This window comes from Brenneria sp. g21c3, from assembly GCF_040240345.1.
Taxonomy (GTDB): domain Bacteria; phylum Pseudomonadota; class Gammaproteobacteria; order Enterobacterales; family Enterobacteriaceae; genus Brenneria.
In genome coordinates this window covers 370,716-382,095 of record NZ_JBEIAB010000001.1, presented here as the reverse complement: position 1 = coordinate 382,095, position 11,380 = coordinate 370,716, and the positions used below count along the sequence as shown (strand labels likewise).

Sequence of the window (11,380 nt, the reverse complement as noted above, 5' to 3'; positions counted from 1 at the left end):
AGAAAATTATGTTTGGTAAAGGTGGAATTGGCAATCTGATGAAGCAAGCCCAGCAGATGCAGGAAAAAATGCAGCAGATGCAGGAAGAGATTGCAAATCTGGAAGTTACAGGTGAATCGGGCGCGGGCCTGGTCAAAGTCACCATTAACGGTTCTCATAACTGCCGCCGGGTGGAAATCGATCCCAGCCTGATGGAAGACGACAAAGACATGCTGGAAGATCTGATTGCCGCCGCATTCAACGACGCCGCGCGTCGTATTGCTGAAACGCAGAAAGAAAAAATGGCGTCGGTTTCCAGCGGCATGCAGTTGCCGCCAGGCTTTAAGATGCCGTTCTGATGCAAACCAGTCCGCTTCTTGAGTCATTGATGGAGGCCCTGCGCTGTTTACCGGGCGTCGGGCCGAAATCAGCCCAGCGTATGGTTTTTCACCTGTTGCAGCGCGATCGCAGCGGAGGAATGCGTCTGGCGCAGGCGTTGACCCGGGCGATGTCCGAAATTGGTCACTGCGCCGACTGTCGCACGTTTACCGAGCAGGATATTTGCTCCATCTGCGCGAATCCCCGTCGTCGGCAAACGGGGCAAATCTGCGTGGTGGAAAGCCCGGCGGACATTCATGCGATAGAGCAGACCGGGCAGTTCTCCGGGCGTTATTTTGTGCTGATGGGACACCTGTCGCCGCTGGACGGCATCGGTCCGGATGATATCGGTTTGGGGCGGCTGGAAGAACGCCTGCAAAGCGAAACCATCAGCGAAGTCATTCTGGCCACCAATCCGACGGTGGAAGGCGAAGCCACCGCCAACTATATCGCTGAACTGTGCGGGCAGTACGGCGTGATGGCCAGTCGTATCGCGCACGGCGTACCCGTCGGCGGCGAGCTGGAAATGGTGGACGGCACCACCTTGTCTCATTCGCTGGCGGGGCGACAGCCGTTCAAGTTTTAATGCTTCCGGCTGTTGGGCCTGCTGACCGACAGCCTTTTTATTGCTTCATTTTCTGGTGATTTTTCTCCGTTCCGTCTTTTATTGCCCCTTGAAATCATCTTTATCTATCCCCATCTCTTGCTCATCGTCAGTTTAATCAGCCTGAATAATATTAGGATTGAGGTAAGCAACAATGAGTATGAAAGGCCAAGAAACCCGCGGATTCCAGTCTGAAGTAAAGCAACTGCTGCACTTGATGATCCATTCACTCTATTCCAATAAAGAAATCTTTCTGCGTGAACTGATCTCCAATGCCTCCGATGCGGCGGACAAATTACGTTTTCGCGCGCTCTCCTCGCCTGAATTATACGAGGGCGACGGCGAGCTGCGCGTGCGCGTTTCCACCGATAAGGAAAAACGCACGCTGACGATCTCCGACAATGGCATCGGGATGAGCCGCGATGAGGTGATCGATAACCTCGGCACCATCGCCAAATCCGGCACCAAGTCGTTTCTGGAATCACTGGGCTCCGATCAGGTAAAAGACAGCCAACTGATTGGCCAGTTCGGCGTCGGTTTCTACTCGGCGTTTATCGTCGCCGATAAAGTGACCGTGCGCACCCGCGCCGCGGGCGCCGCCGCCGATCAGGGCGTGTTCTGGGAGTCCGCCGGCGAAGGCGATTACACCATTGCGGACATCACCAAAGAAGATCGCGGTACTGAAATCACCCTGCACTTGCGTGAAGGCGAAGATGAGTTCCTTGACGAATGGCGGGTACGTTCCATCATCAGCAAATATTCCGACCATATCGCGCTGCCGGTAGAAATCGAAACCCATCATGAAAGTGAAGAAGAGGGCGGCGAAGCCACGGTAACCTGGGAAAAAATCAACAAAGCCCAGGCGCTGTGGACGCGCAGCAAATCCGACATCAGTGATGAAGAATACACCGAGTTCTATAAACACATCGCACACGACTTTACCGACCCGTTGGCCTGGAGCCACAACCGCGTAGAAGGGAAACAGGAATATACCAGCCTGCTGTACATTCCCGCCCAGGCGCCGTGGGATATGTGGAACCGCGATCATAAGCACGGCCTGAAGCTGTATGTTCAGCGCGTATTCATCATGGACGACGCCGAACAGTTTATGCCGAACTACCTGCGTTTCGTGCGCGGCCTGATTGATTCCAACGATCTGCCGCTGAATGTTTCCCGTGAAATTCTGCAAGACAGCCGCGTGACTCAGAACCTGCGTAACGCGCTGACCAAACGCGTATTGCAGATGCTGGAGAAACTGGCGAAAGACGAGCCGGAAAAATATCAGACATTCTGGCAACAGTTTGGTCTGGTGCTGAAAGAAGGCCCGGCCGAGGATACCGCCAACCGTGAAGCAATCGCCAAACTGCTGCGTTTCGCCAGCACGCATAATGACAGCGCCGCGCAGACCGTATCGCTGGAAGAGTATGTCGGCCGGATGGTGGAAGGGCAGGAGAAAATCTATTACATCACCGCGGACAGCTATGCTGCGGCGAAGAGCAGTCCGCATCTGGAGCTGTTCCGTAAAAAAGGTATCGAGGTGCTGTTGCTCTCCGATCGCATTGACGAATGGATGATGAGCTACCTGACGGAGTTTGACGGCAAGCAATTCCAGTCCGTCAGCAAGGCGGATGAAGCGCTGGATAAACTGGTCGATGAAGAAAATGACGCGCAGAAAGAAGCCGAGAAAGCGCTGGAGCCTTTTGTTGAACGCGTGAAAACGCTGCTGGGCGATCGCGTGAAGGAAGTTCGTCTGACGCACCGTTTGACCGATACGCCGGCGATCGTGACGACCGACGCCAATGAAATGAGCACCCAGATGGCGAAGCTATTCGCCGCCGCCGGGCAGCAGGCGCCGGAAGTGAAGTATATTTTCGAACTGAATCCGGAACATGCGCTGGTTAAACGCGCGTCCGACGTCAGCGACGATGCCCAGTTTGCCGAGTGGGTTGAACTGCTGCTGGATCAGGCTTTACTGGCTGAACGCGGCACGCTGGACGATCCAAACCAGTTTATCCGTCGTATGAATCAGTTGCTGAGCGCCTGATGCATATTCAACCCCGGTTGATGCCGGGGTTGATTTTCCCCTGTTTTTTCCTTCATCCCCGTGACCTTGATGCTTGATTATTCGTCTGTCGCCAGGCGCTTATCGCCGCTGCCCGATGCCCGTGAAGCACTTTTTCTTTTGCCGCCGCCAGGCTGAAACGAGCCCGTTCCTTGAGGATAGCGGCCCGGAATGGTATGGTTTAGCGCTTTCAAATTTATTTTATAAATACTCTATAGCAAGGGGATTTACGCAATGCGTATTATTCTGCTGGGCGCTCCGGGCGCAGGCAAGGGGACTCAAGCTCAATTCATCATGGAAAAATACGGTATTCCGCAGATTTCCACCGGCGACATGCTGCGTGCGGCGGTAAAAGCCGGTACTGAATTGGGAAAACAGGCTAAAGAAATCATGGATGCCGGTAAACTGGTCACCGATGAACTGGTTATCGCTCTGGTAAAAGAGCGTATCACCCAGGAAGACTGCCGCAACGGTTTCCTGCTGGATGGTTTTCCGCGCACGATTCCCCAGGCTGACGCCATGAAAGAAGCCGGCATCAATGTGGATTATGTTATCGAGTTTGCGGTGCCTGATGAGCTGATCGTCGATCGTATCGTCGGCCGTCGCGTGCATCCGGCTTCCGGCCGCGTCTATCATGTGAAATTCAATCCGCCGCAGGTCGCGGACAAAGACGATGTGACCGGTGAAGATTTGGTTACCCGTAAGGACGATCAGGAAGAAACGGTGCGTAAACGTCTGGTGGAATACCATCAGCAGACCGCGCCGCTGGTCTCCTACTACCAGAAAGAGGCGGACGCCGGAAGTACTCGCTACGTTAAAGTCGATGGAACGCGCAAGGTTGCGGAAATTCGTGCCGAGTTGGAAACGATTCTGGGTTAATTTCCCCAGTCGCGTGTGTCAGCGAGTATTGTCGGGATATTTTACGGCAATACTCGCTGATATTTTATTTATATAAATCAATTTATTATCTTGCATTTAAACTTCAATCTCCGCCATTTTTCCGCTCTGTTCGTCAGAATGTTCGCTTTCTCCTATTAATAATATCGATTTCAACGTCGTTATCTTTCAATCGTTGCCGGGCGTTTTTCGCTACAATAGAAAACCTAATGGTACAGATAGGCGCGGGATAACCGGCTTGTCCACAAGAGGAAAGCAGTGATGACGCAAGAGAAGTATGGTGTGTTGATGGTGAATCTTGGTACGCCCGATGCACCCACCCCGCGAGCGGTGAAACGCTATCTGGCCGAGTTTCTCAGCGATCGGCGCGTGGTGGATACCTCTCGCTTGCTGTGGTGGCCGCTGTTGCGTGGCGTGATTCTGCCTCTGCGCGCGCCGCGTGTGGCAAAACTATATCAATCCATCTGGATGGATGGCGGTTCGCCGTTGCTGGTTATCAGTCGCCGTCAGCAACAGGCGCTGGCAAGCCGTATGCCCGGTATTCCGGTGGAGCTGGGGATGAGCTATGGATCTCCCAGCCTGGGTTCGGCGCTGGACAAGCTGTTGGCGCAGGGCGTCACGCAGCTGGCGGTGTTGCCGATGTATCCCCAATATTCCTGTTCCACCACGGCTTCCGTCTGGGATGGGCTGGCCAGAGCGTTGCGCCGTTATCGTCAACTGCCCGCCATTCGTTTTATTCGCGATTATGCCGAACATCCGGCCTATATCGCTGCGTTGAAAGTCCGGGTGGAGCAGTCATTCGCCGAGCATGGCGAGCCAGATCGGTTGGTGCTCTCTTTTCACGGCATTCCGGTACGGTATGCCAGCGAAGGCGATGATTATCCGCAGCGCTGTATGGCGACGAGCAGAGCGCTGATTACGGCCCTGGGATTACCGAAAGAAAAGGTGCTGGTGACCTTCCAGTCGCGTTTTGGCCGCGAGCCGTGGCTGACGCCCTATACGGATGAAACGCTGAAAGGTTTGCCGGGGCAGGGCGTGAAGCATATTCAGATTATGTGTCCCGGTTTTGCCGCGGATTGTCTGGAAACGCTGGAGGAAATTCAGGAGCAGAATCAGGCGATCTTCCGGCATGCGGGGGGGGAAACTTATACCTATATTCCGGCATTAAATGACGATCCCTTGCATATTGATCTGCTGAGACAATTGGTTGAGAAAGTAAAATAAGCGGTCAAAGAGAGGAATATTAGCGTTTGATGGCAGGATATTATTTCGGATAGCGATTTCCGCTTTTCTTCATTTCTTATTGCACAGGCTTCCCGTCTCTCCCGCCCAGGCCTCTCAAGGGGGCCGCCAGCGGCATTTTTATCAAGCGAAAATACGGCGACGAGGTTTTTACCAGCAGACTTCGCGTCATGTTTTCCTGATGATCATTGATCGATATTAAGAAGAAACCGATTTTGATGATCAAAAAAACCTGTTATTGACTATGCTTATATTCGGTGAATTTCAGGATGCAGGCGAACGGCAGGCGACCTTTTGATTTATATTTTTTGTCAGGGCTGAAAAAATATAAAATCAGGAAAATATAAAGGCCTGGCATATCCTCTCCATACATACGGCATTAGTGATAATTTATATATGCTTATTTGGATGGTATATGAATAAATATGACGATATTAAGCAGTTCAAAGAAAAGCTGGGTTTGGAACATATTGATTATAAAGACACATCGGAAAATAATGTACATCTGCCGTCGCAAGAGTGGGCGATTCTAAAACAGGTCGCCGGTGAGAATGGCAACGCCGCCGATAATGCGGCGCCGCCGGGAAAAGGCCGCCTCCCGGCGAGCCCGGTGCCGGTGAGTAAAGAAGAATTTCGTTCGCCCTCCCTGCTGCAAGCGGTCAGCCGGCAACTCCCCGCCGGCCGGGAGTCGACCACCGACCGTGCAACGGGGACGCCGCAGCCCGAAACGGTCTCAACATCGGCAAGCGCCGACCCTGCCCCTGACTACCCTGATGACCAGCCGCGTTTTCGGCGCTTGTTCAGACATAAAAATGTTTCCGTTGAGGACAATGACAAACGACGCAATACGCCGCTTAAACCACTGTTAGAGAGCATTGCCTTATGCCGTTAGTTTGCGTGTGCTCTCCCAAAGGGGGCGTAGGGAAAACCACGGTCGCCGCCAATCTGGCATGGACGCTGGCCAGCAGCGGACTCAAAGTCCTGGCCGTGGATTTCGACGTACAGAACGCCCTGCGTCTGCATTTCGGCGTGCCGATCTCGGACGGCCGCGGATATGTGGCGCAGGCCGCCTCGGTTTCCGACTGGGGACAGTTTATCCTGAAAGCGCATTCCAACCTGTTCGTTTTGCCCTATGGAGAAACCACGCAAGAACAGCGGACGGTCTTTGAACAGGCGATTGGCAGCGACGAACATTTTATCCAACGCGGTTTAAACAGCGTGTTGAACTACCCCGATATGGTGGTGATCGCCGATTTTCCTCCCGGCCCGACGCCGGCGCTGAAAGCGACTCGCGAACTGGCCGATATGCACATCGTGGTCATGCTGGCGGATACCGCCTCGCTCTCTTTACTGCCGCAAATGGAGAACCATCAGTTCCTCGGTTCGCCCCTCAATACCAAAGAACGGGAATATTACATCGTGAACCAGAGCGATATGCGTCGCCCGCTCAATCGCGATGTCACACTGTTTTTCGAACAGCGGCTGGGCGACAAATTGCTTGGCGCTATTCATCGCGATGAATGCGTACTGGAAGCCAATGCGTCGCAGCAATCCATTCACCAATTTAGTCCGGTATCCGCCGCCGCTTTCGATATTGATCTGATTAGCAAGAAAGTCGCGGCTATTCTGGACGTTAATGTCGGGGGTGGGGAATTCTATTCTGCGCCACAACACAGCCTTTACTAATCATTTTATCAGGCAAGCCAAAAAATGAATAAGTTCCTTTTTTCATTGCTGATACTGCTGCTGTCGCCGCTTATTCTGGTTATCGTCATCACGCCAATGGATAGCGATAAACAGTTTCTTTTCGGTTTGATCTCTATGCTCGCCGTCTTTTTACTTGGGCGAACGCGTAGCCGAAAAACCACCATCATTATCATGGTGATGTGTTTTTTAATGTCTTCGCGTTATCTCTACTGGCGCGCCACCGAGACGCTTTATTTTAACTCCGCGGTTGAAACGGTTCTGGGCATCGGGCTATTTCTCGCCGAGCTCTATGCCTGGATCATGATGCTGCTCAGCTACATACAAACCAGCTGGCCTTTGCAGCGCACTATCGAACCGCTGCCGAAGAACGTCAGCCTGTGGCCGACGGTCGATGTGTATATCCCCACCTACAATGAGAGCCTGAGCGTGGTGCGCGATACGGTGCTGGCCGCCCAATGTATTGATTACCCGAAGGATAAAATCAAGGTCTATCTGCTGGACGACGGCAAACGCAGCGAGTTCGCGGTATTCGCCGCCGACGCCGGCGTCGGCTACATTACCCGCAACGATAACAAACATGCCAAAGCGGGTAACCTGAATCACGCCATGACGCTGACCCAGGGCGAATTGATCTGTATTTTCGACTGCGACCACGTGGCGACCCGCGCGTTTCTACAGGCGACGGTCGGCGCTTTTCTGACCGATCTGAAACTGGCGTTGATTCAGACGCCGCACTATTTCTACTCGCCCGATCCGTTTGAGCGCAATCTATCCGTCGCCCGCCACGTTCCCGGTGAAAACGATCTGTTCTATGGCCCGATTCAGCAGGGCAATGATAACTGGGACGCCACTTCATTCAGCGGCTCGTGCGCGGTCATTCGCCGCAGCGCGCTGGAAGAAATCGGCGGATTCGCCGTCGAAACGGTCACCGAAGATGCCCACACGTCGCTAAAACTACAGCGGCGCGGCTGGCACGCCGCGTTTCTGGCCATTCCGCTCGCCGCCGGGCTGGCGACGGAGCGCCTGGCGCTGCATATCATTCAACGCACCCGCTGGGCGCGCGGCATGACGCAAATCTTCCGGCTGGACAATCCGCTGCTGGGACGCGGATTGAAATGGCAGCAGCGCATCTGTTATCTCAACTCGATGCTCTATTTTCTGTACGGTTTGCCGCGGCTGGTGTTCGTTACCGCTCCGCTGGCCTATCTGCTGTTTAACCAGAATATTATCGCTTCATCCGCGTCGATGATTTTCGCCTATGTTCTGCCGCATCTGGCGTTATCGATCTACGCCAATTCGCGCATCAATGGGCGCCATCGTTACTCGTTCTGGGGCGAAATATACGACACGGTGATCATGTTCCATATCATCATCCCGACGCTGGTTACGCTGTTTTCCCCCAAACGCGGCAAATTCAACGTCACCGATAAAGGGCGGCTGCTGGAAGAGGGCTACTTCGACTTCAATATCGTCCGGCCGCACATTATCGTCACCATCTTGTTGATTCTGGGGATTTGCTGGGGCAGCGTCCGCACGCTGACGGACCATTATATCGGCATGAATCCTCAGGTTATTTTTCTCAACGTATTCTGGGCCGGTTTCAATGTGCTGATCCTGTTGGCCGCGATCGCCGTTGCGCGCGAAACCCGCCAGGTGCGGCAGACCATCCGTATCGATGCCCAAATCCCGGCCATTATTCATTTCGCCAGCGGCATCTCGCTGCGCACGCGCACGCTGGACCTTTCCATGGGCGGCGTGCAATTGGCGACGCCGGACGGACGCTATAAGCACGACGTCATTGAAGAGGTCGAGCTGCTGCTACAGGCCGGCGCCGTCTGTATCCCGGTGCAGGTCATCGACGCGAGTGACGAGATCCTGCGGCTGGAATTTGAGGATATGCCGCTGTCGAAACGGCGGGAGCTGGTGCGCGTGGTGTTGACCCGCGCCGATGCCTGGCTTAATCCCCCTTATCCGCCGGATAACCCGTTCAAATCGCTGGCGGGGATTATTCGCTGCGTGCTGGCGCTATTTTGGTACGCGCTGCGCGGCAACAAACATCCCAAGACGTTGGCCGGCCAGGCGGCGAAAAGCGACGTACCGGGTGATGCGGTATGATGGGGTATCGGTCGCTATTCGCCTTACGCCGCGTATTGTTCGCCACGGCGCTGTTGCCGGCGTTGACGTTGGCGGCTTTGCCGCCTGATTTTCCGCCGTTGCCGCCGTTTGACTACTCTCCGGCCGGTTCGCCAACGGACGGCGCGCCGGAAAACGCCGATTCGGCCGCGCCGCCGCGCTTGCTGATCGCGCCGGGCAGCGAGCGCGCAAGCGAACAGTTAAGCCAGATTGATAACTACACCATCAGCGTGGCCGATATGGGTCAACGCGACGGACTGACCCTGAGCGGCGGGCAGATGCAGTCCGGGGTCCGCTTCACCTTGCCTTACGGTCAGGTGGTAACCCAGGCGAAACTCTACCTGGCGTTCAGGGCCTCTTCCACGCTGGCGGAGGAGGGCGATCGGTTGTCGCTGATGCTCAACGGCCAACCGCTGGGCGACATCCCCTTGGCGGAATCTTCGTTAACGGCGAATACCTACGAACTGGATATTCCGGCGGCGCTGGTGGTCAGCAATAACAATCTCAGCTTCAGCATTTATCGGCAGAACGATTTGCTCTGTGAAAACAGCGACGACAATCGTCGCCAGGTCAGCATTCTGCCGGAAACCCGTATCGAGATGGTTAACCAGCGGCTGAATATCGATAAGGATCTGGGGTATTTCCCGCGCCCGTTCTTCGATCTGATGGTGATGGGCAAAAGCGCCGTTCCGGTGGTGTTCGGCAGCGACCCTTCCGCGCCGACGATTACCGCGGCGACGATCGTCGCTTCTTATCTCGGCATCCGCGCCAACTATCGCGATATCTACTTCCCGGTTTATCAGGATACGCTGCCGGAAAATAACGCCATCATCTTCGCCATGCCGGGGGAAAAAGTTGCCGGCATGACCATACCGGCCGGCGACGGACCGGCGATCGAGATAATCGATAACCCGCTTAACCCGATATATAAGCTTCTGCTGGTTACCGGACGCAACGAGGAAGAACTGCGGCAGGCGGCTTACCGGTTGACCAGCGCGCCGCTGCCCGCCGGGCAGAATCGCCTGCTGGTGCAAAGCCAGGCCATCCCGCCGCGCCGGCCCTACGACGCGCCGCGCTGGATCAATACCGATCGGCCGGTCACCTTTCGCGAGCTGGTCAGCCGGCCGGACGATCTGATCGCCGAGGGGATATACCATGACAGCATTCACATCAATTTCCGCGCCGCGCCCGATCTGTTTATGTGGGACGGACAAAATATTCCGGTGCGCATCAATTACCGTTTCCCAACCGAAAGCTGGATCGACGAAGATTCATCGCTGCTGAACGTTTCCCTGAACGGCACTTTTTTGCACAATCTGCCGGTCAATAAAATCGGCCTGCTGGAGTCGGCCTGGCGCCGGTTGGGCGGCGATATCCGGCAGGAAAGTTACCGGCTGGAACTGGCGCCGTACCTGATTTATGGCGACAACCAGATGGAGCTGTACCATAGCATCAAGCCGAAACCCGGCACGCCTTGCGCAATGCTGCGCAGCGATAACATTAAAAGCACGATAGACGGCAATTCCTCGATAGATCTGAGCGCTTCCCACCATTTCTCCATGTTGCCCAACCTGTCGTACTACGTCGGGGCGGCTTTTCCATTCAGCAAAATGGCCGATTTTTCCCGCACCTGGATCGTGTTGGCTGAGAAACCCGCTACGGCGGAGATTGGCACGTTGCTTAATTTAGCCGCGCGCGCGGGCAATGCCACCGGCGTACCGCTCAGCCGCGCACGGGTCGGCCTGGGATTGACCAATGTGTCCGCGCTGGCCGATAGCGATGTGCTGATCGTCGCCTCATTAGCCCAGACGGCGCTGATGCGCCAACTACTGCACAGCTCCCCCTATCATATTGATAACGAAAGGCTCTCCCTGAAAACGCCCTCAGTCGGGGACAGGTTCCGGCGTTATGTATCCGGCCAGTGGTCGCAGCAATATCTGGCCGCCGATCGTTATTTGTCCTCGATCGGCGCCTGGCGCGGTTTTCTTAGTTTTCCTTCCCCCTGGGCGGAGAATCGTCTGGCGGTGGTGGTTACCGGCAGCAGCGATGAGCAGATCGAACGGCTCGATAACGATTTGAATGCGAAAAATATCAACGCCGGTATCCGCGGAGATATGGCCGTGATCACCTCCGACGGCGGCGTGAAGAGTTTCAGCGTCAGTCCGCGCTACCCTGACGGGCAGATGCCCTGGTATCTCATGATTATCTGGTATGCCAATCAGCATGTGCTGCTGCTGTCATTGCTGGCCGTATTGCTCTCTGTGGCGCTTGGCATCCCGTTGTACCGACTGCTGAGCCGTCATGCGCAACAGCGCCTTGCCCGGCCAAATCAAAACAATAAGCCAGACCGGCCTGTTTAATCAGCCTACGCTCAGGTA

General features: G+C 55.0%; 9 protein-coding genes. All 9 read left to right on the top strand.

The features are described from left to right. Positions 1-8: 8 nt before the first annotated feature. The 9 genes from ABRZ28_RS01700 (at position 9) to bcsB (ending at position 11,362) form a co-directional block, all read left to right on the top strand. Positions 9-338, top strand: coding sequence for a YbaB/EbfC family nucleoid-associated protein (locus ABRZ28_RS01700; RefSeq protein WP_319603526.1), 330 nt, complete (start codon positions 9-11; stop codon positions 336-338). Next, on the top strand, positions 338-943 hold the full coding sequence (gene recR / locus ABRZ28_RS01695) for a recombination mediator RecR (protein WP_319603525.1): 606 nt from the start codon (positions 338-340) through the stop codon (positions 941-943). Before ABRZ28_RS01700 ends, recR begins: the two co-directional genes overlap by 1 nt. A gap of 178 nt (positions 944-1,121) precedes the next feature. Further along, on the top strand, positions 1,122-3,005 hold the full coding sequence (gene htpG / locus ABRZ28_RS01690) for a molecular chaperone HtpG (RefSeq protein WP_319603697.1): 1,884 nt from the start codon (positions 1,122-1,124) through the stop codon (positions 3,003-3,005). 252 nt (positions 3,006-3,257) lie between these two features. Beyond that, positions 3,258-3,902, top strand: coding sequence for an adenylate kinase (adk, locus tag ABRZ28_RS01685; protein ID WP_319603524.1), 645 nt, complete (start codon positions 3,258-3,260; stop codon positions 3,900-3,902). Between the two features lie 279 nt (positions 3,903-4,181). Then, complete coding sequence (hemH, locus tag ABRZ28_RS01680; protein ID WP_319603523.1) at positions 4,182-5,144, top strand: ferrochelatase; 963 nt, start codon at positions 4,182-4,184, stop codon at positions 5,142-5,144. Positions 5,145-5,577: 433 nt separating this feature from the next. Beyond that, positions 5,578-6,054, top strand: a complete 477-nt coding sequence (gene bcsO / locus ABRZ28_RS01675; protein WP_319603522.1) for a cellulose biosynthesis protein BcsO — start codon at positions 5,578-5,580, stop codon at positions 6,052-6,054. Then, positions 6,045-6,848, top strand: coding sequence for a cellulose biosynthesis protein BcsQ (bcsQ, locus tag ABRZ28_RS01670; protein WP_319603521.1), 804 nt, complete (start codon positions 6,045-6,047; stop codon positions 6,846-6,848). The genes bcsO and bcsQ overlap by 10 nt, the downstream gene beginning before the upstream one ends. 24 nt (positions 6,849-6,872) lie before the next feature. Beyond that, positions 6,873-8,984 (top strand): UDP-forming cellulose synthase catalytic subunit, encoded by a 2,112-nt coding sequence (gene bcsA / locus ABRZ28_RS01665; RefSeq protein WP_330519343.1) that lies wholly within the window; start codon positions 6,873-6,875, stop codon positions 8,982-8,984. Beyond that, positions 8,981-11,362 (top strand): cellulose biosynthesis cyclic di-GMP-binding regulatory protein BcsB, encoded by a 2,382-nt coding sequence (bcsB, locus tag ABRZ28_RS01660; protein ID WP_330519342.1) that lies wholly within the window; start codon positions 8,981-8,983, stop codon positions 11,360-11,362. The genes bcsA and bcsB overlap by 4 nt, the downstream gene beginning before the upstream one ends. The last annotated feature ends 18 nt before the right edge of the window (positions 11,363-11,380 follow it).

Bases quoted from the DNA above. Each gene is read 5' to 3' on its own strand.
- ABRZ28_RS01700 (WP_319603526.1), top strand. From the start codon at position 9: ATGTTTGGTAAAGGTGGAATTGGCAATCTGATGAAGCAAGCCCAGCAG.
- recR (WP_319603525.1), top strand. From the start codon at position 338: ATGCAAACCAGTCCGCTTCTTGAGTCATTGATGGAGGCCCTGCGCTGT.
- htpG (WP_319603697.1), top strand. From the start codon at position 1,122: ATGAAAGGCCAAGAAACCCGCGGATTCCAGTCTGAAGTAAAGCAACTG.
- adk (WP_319603524.1), top strand. From the start codon at position 3,258: ATGCGTATTATTCTGCTGGGCGCTCCGGGCGCAGGCAAGGGGACTCAA.
- hemH (WP_319603523.1), top strand. From the start codon at position 4,182: ATGACGCAAGAGAAGTATGGTGTGTTGATGGTGAATCTTGGTACGCCC.
- bcsO (WP_319603522.1), top strand. From the start codon at position 5,578: ATGAATAAATATGACGATATTAAGCAGTTCAAAGAAAAGCTGGGTTTG.
- bcsQ (WP_319603521.1), top strand. From the start codon at position 6,045: ATGCCGTTAGTTTGCGTGTGCTCTCCCAAAGGGGGCGTAGGGAAAACC.
- bcsA (WP_330519343.1), top strand. From the start codon at position 6,873: ATGAATAAGTTCCTTTTTTCATTGCTGATACTGCTGCTGTCGCCGCTT.
- bcsB (WP_330519342.1), top strand. From the start codon at position 8,981: ATGATGGGGTATCGGTCGCTATTCGCCTTACGCCGCGTATTGTTCGCC.